The 14626-nt window shown below is 71.7% G+C and carries 13 protein-coding genes and 1 riboswitch; of the genes, 8 read left to right on the top strand and 5 right to left on the bottom strand.

Annotation, left to right across the window (positions count from 1 at the left end; translation table 11 throughout):
- Nucleotides 1–108 precede the first annotated feature (108 nt).
- From AB0J71_RS00885 to AB0J71_RS00860, 6 genes are all read left to right on the top strand, one after another.
- Nucleotides 109–1431 (top strand): NYN domain-containing protein, encoded by a 1323-nt coding sequence (locus tag AB0J71_RS00885; RefSeq protein ID WP_352322934.1) that lies wholly within the window; start codon nt 109–111, stop codon nt 1429–1431.
- A 132-nt stretch (nt 1432–1563) separates the two neighbouring features.
- Nucleotides 1564–2490 carry an NlpC/P60 family protein gene (locus AB0J71_RS00880; RefSeq protein WP_352322933.1) on the top strand — a complete coding sequence of 309 codons (927 nt, stop codon included), beginning with the start codon at nt 1564–1566 and terminating at the stop codon, nt 2488–2490.
- Nucleotides 2491–2823: 333 nt separating this feature from the next.
- Nucleotides 2824–2987, top strand: a riboswitch (cyclic di-AMP (ydaO/yuaA leader).
- A gap of 130 nt (nt 2988–3117) precedes the next feature.
- Nucleotides 3118–3600, top strand: coding sequence for a C40 family peptidase (locus AB0J71_RS00875; protein WP_352322932.1), 483 nt, complete (start codon nt 3118–3120; stop codon nt 3598–3600).
- Between the two features lie 134 nt (nt 3601–3734).
- A complete protein-coding gene (locus tag AB0J71_RS00870) occupies nt 3735–4565 on the top strand; it encodes a hypothetical protein (RefSeq protein WP_364411812.1) in 831 nt (276 codons plus the stop codon).
- Between the two features lie 11 nt (nt 4566–4576).
- On the top strand, nt 4577–6304 hold the full coding sequence (locus AB0J71_RS00865) for a M48 family metallopeptidase (protein ID WP_364411809.1): 1728 nt from the start codon (nt 4577–4579) through the stop codon (nt 6302–6304).
- On the top strand, nt 6301–7395 hold the full coding sequence (locus AB0J71_RS00860; protein ID WP_364411807.1) for a glycosyltransferase family 4 protein: 1095 nt from the start codon (nt 6301–6303) through the stop codon (nt 7393–7395). The genes AB0J71_RS00865 and AB0J71_RS00860 overlap by 4 nt, the downstream gene beginning before the upstream one ends.
- Nucleotides 7396–7418: 23 nt before the next feature.
- On the opposite strand, the gene AB0J71_RS00855 is transcribed toward AB0J71_RS00860, so the two are convergent.
- From AB0J71_RS00855 to AB0J71_RS00845, 3 genes are read right to left on the bottom strand one after another with little or no spacing between them, the layout of a single operon-like run.
- Nucleotides 7419–8336 (bottom strand): carbohydrate ABC transporter permease, encoded by a 918-nt coding sequence (locus tag AB0J71_RS00855; protein ID WP_364411804.1) that lies wholly within the window; start codon nt 8334–8336, stop codon nt 7419–7421.
- Nucleotides 8333–9205, bottom strand: coding sequence for a sugar ABC transporter permease (locus AB0J71_RS00850; protein WP_364411801.1), 873 nt, complete (start codon nt 9203–9205; stop codon nt 8333–8335). The genes AB0J71_RS00855 and AB0J71_RS00850 overlap by 4 nt, the downstream gene beginning before the upstream one ends.
- Nucleotides 9205–10491: an ABC transporter substrate-binding protein gene (locus AB0J71_RS00845; RefSeq protein ID WP_352322926.1), complete on the bottom strand. Its 1287-nt coding sequence runs from the start codon at nt 10489–10491 to the stop codon at nt 9205–9207. The genes AB0J71_RS00850 and AB0J71_RS00845 overlap by 1 nt, the downstream gene beginning before the upstream one ends.
- Nucleotides 10492–10673: 182 nt before the next feature.
- Between AB0J71_RS00845 and AB0J71_RS00840 the strand changes: the two genes are divergently transcribed.
- The gene (locus tag AB0J71_RS00840) at nt 10674–11456 is read left to right on the top strand and encodes a DeoR/GlpR family DNA-binding transcription regulator (protein ID WP_352322925.1); all 783 of its coding nucleotides are present in this window, start codon (nt 10674–10676) and stop codon (nt 11454–11456) included.
- A 53-nt stretch (nt 11457–11509) separates the two neighbouring features.
- Here AB0J71_RS00840 and AB0J71_RS00835 read toward each other — a convergent pair whose 3' ends face one another.
- Entirely contained in the window at nt 11510–12403 is an 894-nt protein-coding gene (locus tag AB0J71_RS00835) for an aldo/keto reductase (RefSeq protein ID WP_364411798.1), read from the bottom strand.
- A 59-nt stretch (nt 12404–12462) separates the two neighbouring features.
- Here AB0J71_RS00835 and AB0J71_RS00830 point away from each other — a divergent pair, with 59 nt between their 5' ends.
- On the top strand, nt 12463–12855 hold the full coding sequence (locus AB0J71_RS00830) for a MerR family transcriptional regulator (RefSeq protein WP_352322923.1): 393 nt from the start codon (nt 12463–12465) through the stop codon (nt 12853–12855).
- Between the two features lie 3 nt (nt 12856–12858).
- Here the strand turns inward: AB0J71_RS00830 and AB0J71_RS00825 are convergent, their stop codons facing one another.
- Nucleotides 12859–14604, bottom strand: coding sequence for an AMP-dependent synthetase/ligase (locus AB0J71_RS00825; RefSeq protein ID WP_364411796.1), 1746 nt, complete (start codon nt 14602–14604; stop codon nt 12859–12861).
- Nucleotides 14605–14626: the final 22 nt, after the last annotated feature.

The following is a 14626-nucleotide window of genomic DNA, read 5'->3' as shown; positions in this document are numbered from 1 at the left end:
TCGTATACCCCCTACCAAGCGCTTGTCTAGGTTCAAGGGACCGTTACGGTCAGGTACGCAAGAGCCGTACCCTTGTCTGAAAGGGCATGTCACGAAGGGACAAGTGGGATGAGTTCAGCGGGTGAAGGCCTGTCTCGCCCGCTTCCCGAGCAGGTGCGCCTCAACGTCGTCGACCTGGCCGCGCAGGTCCTCGGCACGATGCCCGCCGTCTCCGTGCCGCCGCCGCTGCGCGGCATCGCCAAGTTCGACCCGCGCAAGCGCGCCAAGCTGGGCAGCGCGCCGATCGCCGCGCAGCTGGAGAACGACAAGAAGTTCCGCGAACTGGTCGCCGAGTCCGTCGCCGCCGGGTGGCCCGAGCTGGTCGCCGCGCTGGCCGAGGGCAGTGTGCCGCCCGCCGCCGACCCCGTGCTGGTGGCTGCCGCAGCCTATCTCACCAGACCGCCCGGCTGGGCGGAGATGATCGAAACCGCCCGCGCCGACCTGGAGCAGTCCGCCGTGGCGGCCGAGGGGTCCGAGCGCGAGGAGGCCGTGACGCGGCTGCGCGAGCAGCTCGCCGCCCAGAAGAGCGCCGCCAAGGAGGAGGCCGACCGGCTGCGCGAGCAGATCAAGGCGGCCCGCGCCGAGAACTCCGACCTGCGGCGCAAGCTCCACGACGCCCGCGAGCGGGCCAAGGCCGCCACCCGCAGGGCCGAGGAGATGGAACAGGCCGCCGACGACGCCCGGCACGCCGCCTCCACCGCCGGCAACGCGGGCGAGGCCGAGCTGCGCCGCCTGCGCGAGCGCCTGGCCGACGTGGAGAGGCAGCTCGAAGCCTCCCGCCGGGCCGCCCGCGAGGGCCGCAGCATCGAGGACGCCCGCATCAGGGTGCTGCTCGACGCCCTCCAGGACGCCTCGGCCGGGCTGCGCAGGGAGCTGGCGCTGCCCACCACGATCAGCAGGCCCGCCGACTCGGTCGCGGCCAGCACCGGCGAGCGTCCGGGGGTGCGCGGCGTGCCCGCGCGGGCCCTGGCCGACGACGACCCGCAGCTCCTCGACCAGCTCCTGGCGCTGCCGCAGGTGCACCTGATCATCGACGGCTACAACGTCACGAAGACCGGCTACGGCACGCTCACCCTCGCCGACCAGCGCAACCGGCTGATGACCGGCCTCGGCGGGCTGGTCGCCCAGACCCGCGTCGAGGTGACGGTGGTCTTCGACGGCGCCGAGCTCAACGCGCCGGTGCAGGTGGTGGCGCCACGCGGGGTGCGGGTGCTCTTCAGCGCGCCGGGGGAGATCGCCGACGACCTCATCCGCCAGCTCGTCCGGGCCGAGCCGCCCGGCCGGGCCATCGCCGTCGTCTCCTCCGACCGCGAGGTGGCCGAGTCCGTACGCCGGATGGGTGCCAGACCGGTTCCGTCCGGTCTGCTGCTGCGCCGGTTGGGCCGCGCATAAGTTACGAATTAGCACTATTGGCGAGACGCCACCCGCCACTTCTGTACTATTTCGCCCCAGGTGTAATCCCTGGGAGGCGACGCTGTGAGGTTTGGCCGGGTGGCGGTGGCCGCGGGTCTCGCGATCGGACTGATGACGGTCCCGATGGGTGCGGCGCTCGCTGATCCCAAGCCCACTCTCAAACAGGCCAAGGCCAAGCTGGACAAGCTCAACGACAAGGCCGACAAGGTCGTCGACCGGTACAACACGGCGACCGAGAACTACAAGAAGGCCAAGGACGCCTACACCAGGCTGAACGACCGCTACAAGCAGAAGCTGCAGACGGTCGCCGACCTCCGCGCCGAGATCATCAAGGTGGCGGTGGACTCGTACAAGCTGGGCGGGGACGTCACCTCCCTGCCCGGCATGGTCGGCGTCAACGACCCCGAGAACCTGCTGGCCGGGCTGGCCATGGCCGGGCAGCTCTCGCGCGAGCGGCTGGAGAAGCTGGCCGCGTTCGACCGGGAGAACAAGGGTCTCAAGGCCGAGCGCGACAACGCCGAGACCGCGCTGGCCGACGCCGACAAGGAGCGGGACGCCGTCCAGAAGGAGCGGGCCGAGGTGCTGAAGCTGGTCGGCCAGCAGAAGAAGCTCCTGGACAAGCTGGGGGCCTACAACCCGGGCAACCCCAACAGCACCGGCATCAAGTACACCGGTCCCGCCTCGGGCAGCGCGGCCGCCGTACTCAACTTCGCCTTCGCCCAGGTCGGCAAGCCGTACATCTTCGGCGGCACGGGCCCGCGCGGCTACGACTGCTCAGGGCTGACCCAGGCCGCCTGGCGCGCCGCCGGCGTCTCGCTGCCGCGTACGACCTGGCAGCAGTGGGCCTGGGGCGCCAGCCGCAAGGTGGACCTCAAGGACCTCCAGCCGGGGGACCTGATCTTCAGCGAGGGGCTCGGGCACGTCAGCATCTACGCGGGCGGCGGCAAGATCGTCCACGCGCCGCAGACGGGTGACGTCGTCAAGGTCGTCCGCCTCGCCGACTACGGCCGCCCTCTCGTCGGAGCCATCCGCCCCTGACTCGGCCCCGCCCGACCGGTGTGCGTGATCCCTGGGGCGAATGGGACAAAGGGGGCGAAAGCGCCCTGACAATCAGGTGTGCCGGGAAGTGTGAGAAGGGTCACAAACCTGTAACGGAACCCTCGGTTCCAGCAGCGGTTTCACCCTTGACTCCCACCCTTATCTGATCTTTACAGGCCGTGTCTCCCTTTGCCAAATCTTGACCCCTCGGCGTAGTTTCTGGCGTCGCGGTCAGCAAGCCATGCGCACCGCGGATCGACATCGGAACCCCCGATGTGGACCAGAGAGAAATCCAGCGGTCGCCGCCGATATCCCCGTTCAGGCACAACATCGGGTGGCGACCTGCCGAGTCCGTGCAGCCAGGAGGCACGGAGCCGGGGACCCAAAGATCCCGTAATCCCCCGGGATCAGGGGTGAATCGGCGCGCCATCGCGCCGTAGGGCGACTTCCAGGCCCGAATCCGTCAGCTAACCCGGTAGGCGTTCGTGGAAGACACAAGGAGAAATCCTGTCTACCTCCCTGCATAACCCCCGTCTGTCCCGTCTCGCCCTGAGGGGCGTCGCACTCACGATGACCGTGACGGCCGGAGGTGCGGTTCTCCATGCCGTACCGGCCGGGGCGCAGACGGTGAGCGAATCGGCCGTCAGGCTCACCGCGGTGTCCAGCACCGCCAAGGCGGCCACTGCGAAGTCGGCCAAGTCGGCGAAGACCGTCAGGTCCGCGAAGTCGGCGAAGGCCGCGCGGCAGGCGTCGAGGGCCCGCAGGGCCGTCGCCGTCGCCAAGCATCAGGTCGGCGACCCGTACCGGTACGGGGCCACGGGCCCTGGTGCGTTCGACTGCTCCGGACTCGTCCAGTACGCCTGGAAGAAGGCCGGAGTACGACTCCCGCGCGTGACGAACAGCCAGTTCGCCCGCATCAAGCGGAAGGTCTCCTGGCGCAATCTCAAGCCGGGTGACCTGATGTTCTTCAACGGGCTGGGCCACGTCGGCATGTACGTCGGCCACGGCAAGATGGTCCATTCGCCGCGGACCGGCGAACGGGTGCGCATCGACAAACTGGGCGGATGGCGGAAGTCGTCGTTCGTCGGCGCGGTGCGTCCCGGCGCGTGACAACGGGCCCCGCCCGGACCCTCCCCGGTCCGGGCCGGGGCCTGTCGCATGCCCGGGCCCGTGAAGGGCTGGTCTCGTAAGGGGCCGGTCTCGTGAAGGGGCCGGGAGGGGCGTGGGCCTACTAGCATCGGGCCGTGTCCTCGCAGGTGCGTCCGTCCCTCCGCGGTCCGCGCCTGCTCCTCTCGGTCCTGCTGCTGGCGGCGGTTCTCGTGGTCGCCGACGCGCCGCCCGCCGCCGTCCTGCCCGCCGGGGCGCGCGGTCTGTGGAGCGACGGCGGTCAGGTGGCCCGCGGCGCACGGTCCGTGGTCGTGGGGCATCGCGCCGACCCCGGCGTGCTCGCCGATCTGGCCCGCCGCGCGGACCTCGCCGGAGCGCGGGTGTCCGCGGTGCTCGGCCGGCCGGTACGCGCGCTGGTCGTCGTGCCGGACTCCGACGCGGAGGCGGCCGGGCTGGCGGGCACGGGCCCGCTGGACGGGCTGGCCGCGGTGGCCGACGGCGCCAGGGTGATCGTCGTGCCCGGCTCCTTCGCCCGGCTCACCCCCACGGGACGCGACGTCGTCCTCACCCATGAGCTCACCCACGTCGCCGCGGGCACCGACCGGCTGCCCGTCTGGCTCTACGAGGGGTTCGCCGACTACGTGGCCTACCGCGACGCCGGGCTACCCGTCGGGACGGCCGCCGCCGAACTGGCCGCCGACGTACGGGCCGGCCGGCTGCCGAGCGAGTTGCCCGGACCTGCGGCTTTCGCCCCCACGGCGGCCGACCCCGGACGGCTCGCGCGGGCGTACCAGGAGGCCTGGATGGCGTGTCGCTTCCTCGCAGACCGGTTCGGTGACGGGACCCTGGTACGGCTCTACCGTGATGCCCGCGTGGCCGGCGTCGATCAGGCGCTCGCCTCCGTGGGGCTCACCGCCGAGACGCTGGCGGCACGGTGGCGCGAGTACGTACGAGAGCAGCTCGCGTGAAGGGGAGGCAGATGAGCGAGCGGAACGACCCGCCCCGGGAAGGGGACGAGCCCGCCGGAGCGGTCGCCGGAGTGGCCGACGAGCCCGGCACGGCGGCGCACGGCGGAGGTGTGGCCATCAGGGACGACGGCGGAGACCGGCCCGGCGACGGTGCGCCGCAGGAGCCGTCCGGCACCAACGAGCCCCCCGAATCCCCGGGACACCCCGACGACCCGGACGATCCGGACGCCCGCCCGGACGCCCGCCCTGACGCGGACGCCGACCCCGACACCGAGGACCCCCGTCACCCCCAGCCCCCCACCCCCGACGACCGCCCCCACGCGACCCGCGCCGGCGCCCCCGCCGCCGACGCCTCGGCCCCCGCGCAGGCCGGCGAGGGCGCGGGCGACCCCGCCGTCCCCCTCACCGAGGACGCCGACCCCCGTCCGGGAACCGGCAAGCTGACGGGAACGGCGGAGCACCTGATCGCCCGCGAACGCCAACGCGCGGAATCCCGCTCCAGGCGCGCGGCCGGCGCCGCCCTGGTCCTGGTCGGCGGCGTGATCCTGGCGGTGGCCGCGTTCACCACCCCCTGGCGGGTCCTGGCGGCGGGCGCGCCCGCCGTCGCCCCCGACCCCGCCCGCGACTTCAGCGGCGCCCAGATCGCCAGGGCGCAGGCGTTCGACGCGGCCACGACCCTGCCCGGCTACATCTCGCTCGGCCTCACGGTCCTGTTCGCCGGGCTGCTGGTCCTGACACCGTTCGCGGCCAAGGTGCTCGGCGTGCTCAGGGGCCCGTGGTGGGTGCGGGTGCTCCTCGGTGTGGTGGTGCTCACCGCGATCACCGAGGTGCTGAGGTGGCCGCTCGGCATGTGGTTCGAGACGATCCTGCGCGACTACGGCCTGTCCACCCAGGACTGGGCGGGCTGGACCGCCGACCGGCTCAAGAACACCGGCGTCAGCGTGCTGCTGACGGCCGTCATGCTGCTGGCCCTCGTGGCGCTGGCGCGCAGGGTGCGCCGCTGGTGGATCCCGGCCGCCGTGGGCGCCTTCGCGCTCACCCTGGGCGTGTCGTACGTCTATCCGGTGGTGTTCGAGCCGCTGTTCAACGACTTCACCTCCATGCCGCAGGGCTCGTTGCGGTCGGAGCTGCTGGCCATGGCCGAGCGGGACGGCGTCCCGGTCGAGGACGTGCTGGTCGCCGACGCCTCGCGGCGCACCACGGCGCTCAACGCGTACGTGTCGGGCTTCGGGGCCACCCGCCGGATCGTCGTGTACGACACGCTGCTCAAGGCGCCGGAGTCGGAGGTCGAGCTGGTGGTCGCGCACGAGCTGGGCCACGCCAAGCACGCCGACGTGCTCGACGGCACGCTGCTCGGCGGCCTGCTGGCCGCCTTCGGCGCGATCGGCCTGTTCCTGCTGGTCGGGCCGCTGCGGCGGCGTACGGGGATCGCCTCGGTGGCCGACCCGCGCGCCATCGGCGTGCTCATGGGGCTGATGACGCTGGCCTCGCTGGTCTCCGACCCGGCCCAGAACCTGATCACGCGGCACGTGGAGGCGCGGGCCGACGTGCACGCCCTCGACCTCACCAGGGATCCGGCCACGTTCGTCGCGATGCAGAAACGCCTCGCCATAACCAACATTTCCGACTTGTCGCCGGATGCGGTGGAATATGTGCTCTATGCCTCCCATCCCTCCAGCCCCGAGCGCATCGCCCTGGCCCGCTCGTGGGCGAGACTGAACGGCGTCCCCGAACCGTGACCGACGTGGTCTTCGTGACGAACGACTTCCCGCCCAGGCCGGGCGGCATCCAGTCGTTCGTGCACGGACTCGCGCTCCGCACGCCGGGCGTGGCCGTCTACGCCCCCGCCTGGCCGGGATGCGAGGAGTTCGACCGGCGTCAGCCGTACCGGGTCGTCCGGCACCCGACGCGGCTGATGCTGCCCACTCCGGCCGTCGCGCGCAGGGCGGCCGGGCTGGTGGCCGAGCACCGCGCCGAGACCGTCGTCTTCGGCGCGGCCGCGCCGCTCGGCCTGCTCGCCCCCCGCCTGCGCGCGGCGGGCGCGCGGCGGGTGGTGATGCTCACCCACGGCCACGAGGCGTCGTGGGCGGGCGCGCCGGGCTTCCGCTCGGTGCTGCGCAGGATCGGCGCGCACGCCGACGTGGTGACCTACCTGGGCGACTACACGCGGCAGCGCCTGGCCGCGGCGATCCCCCCGCACAAGCTCGTACGCCTCGCGCCCGGCGTGGACGTCGAGCAGTTCCACCCAGGGGCCGCCAAGGCGGAGCTGGGCCTCGACGGCCGGCCGGTGGTGGCCTGCGTGTCCCGGCTGGTCCCGCGCAAGGGCCAGGACCAGCTCATCCGGGCCTGGCCCAGGGTGCTGCGCGCGGTGCCGGACGCGGTGCTGCTGCTGGTGGGCGGCGGCCCGTACCGGTCGCGGCTGGAGCGCCTGGCGGGCGGGCACGAGTCGATCAGGTTCACCGGCACGGTCCCCGCCGCGAGCCTGCCCGGCTACTACGCGGCGGCCGACGTCTTCGCGATGCCCTGCCGCACCCGCTTCAACGGCGTGGACGTCGAGGGCCTCGGGATCGTCTTCCTGGAGGCGTCGGCGACCGGCCTGCCGGTGGTCGCGGGCGACTCCGGCGGCGCGCCGGACGCCGTCCGGCCCGGGGAGACGGGCCTGGTCGTGGACGGCTCGGACGTCGCGGACGTCGCCCAGGCCGTCGTCGACCTGCTCTCCGACCCCGCGCGGGCGCGCAAGATGGGCGCCCGCGGCCGCGACTGGATCACCCGCGAGTGGACGTGGGAGCAGGTCGCCACCCGCTTCCACGCCCTGCTCCGCCCCTCCTGATCGACCTCATGGGACCAGAACACCTAGCCCTTGGTCGAGCCCAGCGTGAGCCCGGCGACGAACTGCTTGTGCAGGAGCTGGAAGACGACCAGCGTGGGCAGCGCCACCAGCAGGGACCCGGCCGCCAGCAGGTTGTAGTCGGTGAAGAACTGGCCGCGCAGGTTGTTCAGCGCCGAGGTCACCGGCAGTTTGTCGCCCGAGGACATCAGCACCAGCGCCCACAGGAAGTCGTTGTACATCCAGGTGAACTCCAGGGTGGCCAGCGCCGCCAGCACCGGCCTGCACAGCGGCAGGGTGAGCCGCCAGTAGCGCTTCCACACGCTCGCGCCGTCCACGAGCGCCGCCTCGGTGATCTCCTCCGGGATCGTCCGCATGAAGTTCGCGATGACGAAGACGCAGAAGCCGAACTGGAACGCCACGTGGATGAGGATCAGCCCGAGGTAGGAGTCGTAGAGCGACTGGGAGTCCGACAGCCAGGCGGGCAGCGGCACCAGCGTGTAGAGGGTGTAGAGCGGGGTGATGAGCACCTGCGGCGGCATCAGGTTCCCGGCGGTGAACACGATCAGCAGCGCCTTGCGCCCCGGGACGCGCACCCGCGCGACGGCGAACGCCGTGAACGAGGCCAGCAACAGCGTGACCAGCACCCCGGGGACGACGATGATCAGCGTGTTCAGGTAGTAGCGGGGCAGCTCGGCCTGGCTCCACGCCTCGGCGTAGTAGCCGAGCGTGAGGTGCTCGGGCACCGACAGGTAGCCCAGCCGGGCCGTCTCCTCGTACGGCCGCAGCGAGGCGTAGACCGACAGGGCCAGCGGCAGCACCCAGCCCAGCGCGACCAGCGCGAGGAAGGCGTGCAGCAGGACGCGCATCGGCCGCACGGGCCGGCGCGCGGGCGGCCGCCGGCCTTGCGCCGGGGGAGCGGCGGCGGGCGCGGTGAGCGTCATCGCTCCTCCATGAACAACTGCGACAGGTACGTGACGATGAACCCCAGCGAGATGACCAGCAGGATCACGGCGATGGCCGAGCCGAAGCCGATGCGGCCGGCCTCGCCCACGATGTTCTCGGTGACCAGCACCGACAGCAGCTCCAGGCCGTTCCTGCCCTTGTTGACGGCGTAGACGACGTCGAACGCGCGCAGCGCCTCGATCACGGTGATGACCAGCACGATCACGTTGACCGGCCGCAGCGTCGGGAACACCACGCGGAAGAAGGCCTGCGCCTCGGTGGCGCCGTCGATGGCGGCGGCCTCCTTCAGCGCCGGGTCCACGGCCTTGAGCCCGGCCAGGTAGATGATCATCACGTAGCCGACGTGCCGCCAGCCGGCCGCGACCATCACGACCCAGATGTTGATCGACCGGTCGCCCAGCCAGTCCACGGTCAGGCCGGTGACCGCGTTCAGCACGCCGTAGTCGGAGGAGTAGACGAGCTGGGCGATGAAGCCCACCACGGCCAGCGACAACACGACCGGCAGGTAGAGCGCGCTCTGGTAGACCCGCGACCAGCGCAGCCGCCGGTCCAGCAGCACCGCGCAGAACAGCCCGAACGGCGTCGCGACCAGCCCCAGGAAGCCCAGCCACAACACGTTGTTGCGCACCGCCGACCAGAACGGCGGGTACGCGGTGGCCAGGTCGTGGTAGTTGCGCCCGCCCACCCACTCGATCGGCCCGATGCCGTTCCAGTCGGTGCCGGACAGCGCGACGGAGGCCAGCGCGGGCCCCCAGATGAGGCCCACGTTGACGATGACGGCCATCCCCAGCCCGATGACCAGCACGGTCACGTCCCGGGCGGAGTAGCGACGGGTTTTGACGGCCATCAGCGGAAGATGTTGGCCTTCTGCTTCTCGATGCCCGCCAGCAGGGAGTCGATCTCGTCCGGCGCGCCGACGAACGCCTGCAGGGACGGGATCATCACGGTGGAGGCGAAGTCCGGCCGGGTGTCGCGGTCGAGGAACTGCGCCAGGTGGGTGGCCTGGGAGACCAGTTCGGCGCCGCGCTTCTGCAGGGCGCTGTAGCCGCTGGTGTCGGCCTTGGAGCTGGAGGCCAGCGTGCCCGGGTCCAGCCTGGTCGCCTCGTTCTGGGACGAGCCCTTGGCCAGGTGCTTCAGCAGCGCCTTGGCGCCGTCCACGTTCCTGGCCTTGGCCGAGATCATGTAGCCGTCGATGGGGGCGTCGATCGAGTCGGTGCCGTGGGCGGGGTCGATCTCGGGGAAGGTGAAGAAGTCGAGGTCGTCGCGGTCGGCCTCGGGGAACTGCTGGGCGACGAACATGCCGAGCAGGATCATGCCGGTCTTCTTCTGCGCGAGCGACTGCCCGGCCTCCTGCCAGGTACGCCCGAGCGCGGCCGGCTGGTGGTACTCCATCAGCCCCCGCCAGGTGTCGAAGACCTGCCTGACCCTGGGGTCGGTCCACGACTCCTTGCCGGCCATGAGCGAGATGTGGAAGTCGTAGCCGTTCGTGCGCATGTTCAGGATGTCGAACGTGCCCATCGCCGGCCAGCCGTCCTTGTCGGCGAACGCGATCGGGACCAGCCCGTCGGCCTTCATCCTCCTGGCCAGGGCGGTGAACTCGTCCAGGGTCCGCGGGGGCTCGTACCCCTTGGCCCGCCACAGGCTCTTGCGGTAGAAGACGGCCCACGGGTAGTAGGTGAACGGCACGAAGTACTGCTTGCCGTCGGTGCCGGTCGACTGGTCCTTGAACGCCTGCGTGTAGTCGCCGCCGATCTCCCGCCACACGTCCGAGATGTCGGTCGCCAGGCCCTGCTCGGCGAAGAAGCGCATCCGGTAACCGGCGAACCAGGTGAACACGTCGTCGGGCGTGCCCTTGAGATAGCGGTTGATGTTCTCCTGGAACGTGTTGTGGTCGACCGTGTTGACCTTCGGGACGGCCTGGGTGAAGCCCTTGAGCACGGTCTCCAGGGCCTTCTTGGGGACCTCGTCGGAGGCGTTCGAGCCGATCGTGACCGTGCCCGTCCCAGCGCCGGACGACCTGCCGGGCCCGGTGGAGGGGCTGCCGGATCCGCACCCGACGAGGACGGCGGGCACGCCGAACGCGGCGGCTCCGAGCAGTAGACGGCGGCGGGAGATCGGCATGTGTCGGTCCATGGTGGTTCCTCCTTGCCGGACCCTTCAGATTCCCCCGAGTTCGCTCACACCCATTCATCGAAAGACGAAGCCCTACCGCTGTCAACGCACTGTTTCATGACGTTTTCGACGCATTCACCAGGTCGGTGTCATGTCATGATGCGGACGGGATGTGTCGGAACCTGTTGGGATCTGGTGATGCGATGCTCGCCCCGCAGCGTCAGCAGGCGATCCTGGACCTCGTCCGGCAGAACGGCGGCGTCCGGGTCGTGGACCTGGTGCGCACGTTCGGCGTCTCCGACATCACGATCCGGCGTGACCTGGAGCTGCTGGCCGAGCGCGGCCTGCTGGCCAAGGTGCACGGCGGCGCGACCACGATCGGCGCCACGAACGAGCCCGGCTTCGCCGCCAAGTCCGTGCAGCAGGAGGCGGAGAAGCAGGCCATCGCCGGGCACGCCGTCGCGCTCGTCCGCCCCGGCACGGCCGTGGCCCTGTCGGCCGGCACGACGACCTGGACGCTCGCCCACCACCTGGGCCAGGTCCCCGGCCTGACCGTCGTGACGAACTCCGTCCGCGTCGCCGACGTCTTCCAGCACGCCGGCCGCCCCGACCAGACGGTCGTGCTCACCGGCGGCGTGCGCACCCCCTCCGACGCCCTGGTCGGCCCGGTCGCGGTCGCCGCGATCCGCCGGCTCAACGTGGACCTGCTCTTCCTCGGCGTGCACGGCATGACCGCGCGGACGGGCTTCACCACCCCCAACATGATGGAGGCCGAGACCGACCGCGCGCTGGTCGAGGCGGCCTCCCGGCTCGTCGTGCTGGCCGACCACACCAAGTGGGGGACCGTCGGCATCAGCACGATCGCCGAGCTCGGCGAGGCCGACGTGGTCGTCTCCGACACCGGCCTGCCGGAGGCGGCCAGGCAGGCGCTGTCGGAACGGGCGGGCCGGCTCGTCCTGGCGGAGGCACGGCCCGTCCCGAGATGAGGCCCGTCACCGGTCGAGGGGCCGCGCCGCGCCCCCGCTCGCGGGCGGCGGCCTCAAGCGACCGCCGCCGACAGCCGGTCGTACTGCTCGTCGGAGAGCTCGACCGACAACGCCGCCACGTTCTCCTCCAGGTGCCCGATCGAGGAGGTGCCCGGGATCGGGATCACCGCGGGGGAGCGGCGCAGCAGCCAGGCCAGCGACGCCTGGGCCGGGGTGACGCCGATCTCGGCCGCCACCGCCGCCAGCGGCGTGCCGGGCCCGGCGTGCGAGCCCGCCGCGATCGGGAAGAAGGGCAGGAACGCGATGCCGTGCGCGGCGGCGTGGTCCACGACGTCCTCGTGCTGCCGGGTGGCCAGGTTGTACATGTTCTGCACGGCCGCGATCGGCGTGATCTCCGCCGCCCGGCGCAGCTCCTCGACGCTCACCTCCGACAGGCCGATGTGCCGGACCTTGCCCTCGTCCCTGAGCTGCTTGAGCGCGCCGATCTGGTCGGCGAGCGGGTAGGCCGGGTCCAGGCGGTGCAGCTGGAGCAGGTCGATGCGCTCCACCCGCAGCCGGCGCAGGCTCAGCTCGGCCTGCTGGCGCAGGTAGGCCGGATGGCCGAGCGGCACCCACTCGGCGGGGGAGGGCCGCAGCACGCCGATCTTGGTGGCCACCACCACGCCGTCCCCGTACGGGTGCAGCGCCTCGGCGATCAGCTCCTCGTTGGCGCCGAGCGCGTAGGAGTCGGCGGTGTCGAAGAGGTTCACGCCCAGCTCGGCCGCCCGGCGCAACACGGCCACGGCGCCCGCCCGGTCCGCCGGCGCCTCCCAGATGGGCGCTTCCATCGCCGGGCGCGCGGGGTCGGGGGCGTCGGCCAGCCGCATCGACCCGTAGCCGATCCGGCGCACCTCCAGGTCTCCGCCAATGGTGAACGTCTGTACAGTTTCGCGAGGAATTTCTCTCATGGACGTCACGCTAGAAGCTCACATCGATGTGAGATGCAAGCGGGTGTGAGGAGCATCACGTGAAGATCGGCGCGCTCTCCGCGGAGACCGGGGTCAGCCCCCGGCTGCTGCGCTACTACGAGGAGCAGGGGCTGCTGACGTCGTACCGGGCCGACGGCGGTCACCGGCGCTACGGAACGGACGCGCCCGTCGTGGTCCGGCGCATCCGCACGCTGCTCGCCGCGGGCCTGCCGACCAAAGTGATCAAGGACGTGCTCCCGTGCGCCTCCGGCTCCGGCGAGGTGCTGGACGCGTGCACCCTCGACGCCCTCCGCGGCCGGCTCACCGGCCTGGACGAGCAGCTGGCCGAGCTCCAGGCCACCCGCCAGGCCCTGGCCGCGATCCTGGTTGCGACCGAGCGGGCCGGCGACCCGGCCGATGAGCCGGCCGGTGAGCTGGTGGGGGCCGCCTGACGGCTAGTGGCGGTAGAGCTCGTCGATCTCCTTGGCGTAGTCGCGCATCACCAGGTTGCGCTTGACCTTCAGCGTCGGCGTCAGGTGGCCGCTCTCCTCGGTGAGGTCGGCGTCGAGGATCGTGAACTTCTTGATCTGCTCGGCCTTCGACACCATGCCGTTGGCCCGGTCGACGGCCTCCTGGACCTGCGCCAGGATCGCCGGGTCGGTGCGCAGCTCGGCCGCGCCGCGCCCGGCGGGCGTCGCCTCGGGGTCGAGCGTGACCAGCGCGGCGACGAACGGGCGGCCTTCGCCGACGATCATCGCCTGGGACACCAGCGGGTGGGCGCGCAGCGCGTCCTCCAGCGGGCCAGGGGCGACGTTCTTGCCCGCGGCCGTCACCAGGATCTCCTTCTTGCGGCCGGTGATGCGCAGGTAGCCGTCGGCGTCGAGCTCGCCCACGTCGCCCGTGTGGTACCAGCCGTCGGCGTCGACCGCCTCGGCGGTGGCGGCGTCGTTCTTCCAGTAGCCGTGGAAGACGTTGCGGCCCTTGGCCAGGATCTCGCCGTCGTCGCCGATGCGGACCGCGACGCCGGGCAGCGGCTTGCCGACCGTGCCGATCTTGTTGGCGCCCGGCATGTTGACCGAGATGGGGGCGGAGGTCTCGGTCAGGCCGTAGCCCTCGAAGACCTCGATGCCGACGCCCCGGAAGAAGTGGCCGAGCCGGTCGCCGAGCGCCGAGCCGCCGGAGACGGCGGCCGACAGCCGGCCGCCGGTGGCCGCCCGCAGCTTGGCGTAGACCAGCCGGTCGAACAGCAGGTGGCGCAGCCGCAGGCCGAGCGGCGCGCCGCCGGACGCCTCGGCCTTGCTCCAGGCCACCGCCACGTCGACGGCGCGGGCGAAGATCTTGCCCTTGCCGCCCGCGGCGGCCTTCTGCTCGGCGCCGTTGTAGACCTTCTCGAACACGCGCGGCACGCCCAGCAGGAACGTCGGCTTGAAGTCCTGGAGATCGGGGGCGACGTTCTTCATGTTCGGGGTGTGTGCCATGATCGCGCCGGCCTCGACCAGCACCACCTGGATCATCCGCGCGAAGATGTGCGCGAGCGGCAGGAACAGCAGCGCCGCCGGGGCGTTCGAGCTGAACAGCGGGTCGAGCGGCCCGCGCAGCACGTTGAGCGCGGTGAACAGCAGGTTGTCGTGGGTGATCCGGCAGCCCTTGGGACGGCCGGTGGTGCCCGAGGTGTAGACGATCGTGGCCAGGTCGGCGGCGACGACCTGCTTCCTGCGCTCCTCGACGGCCGAGCCGGGCACGCCCTCCGCGTCGAGCCGCCCCTCGACCCGCCACACGGCCTTGAGCTCGGGCGCGGCCTCGCGCACGGTCTCCTCGTGCGCGTCGAGCTCGACGAAGGCCGCCTTGGCCTCGCTGTCGGCCAGGATCCACCGGACCTGCTCCACCGACGAGGTCTCGTAGATCGGGACGGTGACCGCGCCGACGGACCACAGGGCGTAGTCGACCAGCGTCCACTCGTAACGCGTGCGCGACATCAGCGCGACCCGGTCGCCGTGCTCGATCCCGGCCGCGATGAGCCCCCTGGCCACCTCGACCACCTGGTCGCGGAACTCGCCCGCGGTCACGACGGGCCAGCCGTCCTCGGTCTTGCGGCGCATGATCACGGTGCCGGGCTCCCGCTCGGCCCGGTCGAAGACCGTGTCGGGCAGGCTTGCTGAGGCAGGCACATCGACCAGGACGGGGACGCTGTACTCGCGCACGAACTTTCAACTCCTCTACGGG

Origin of the sequence: Nonomuraea sp. NPDC049637 (assembly GCF_040675235.1) — a bacterium.
Classification (GTDB): Bacteria; Actinomycetota; Actinomycetes; order Streptosporangiales; family Streptosporangiaceae; genus Nonomuraea.
Note: the sequence above shows the minus strand (reverse complement) of the source record. Positions and strands in the feature narration are given on the sequence as shown.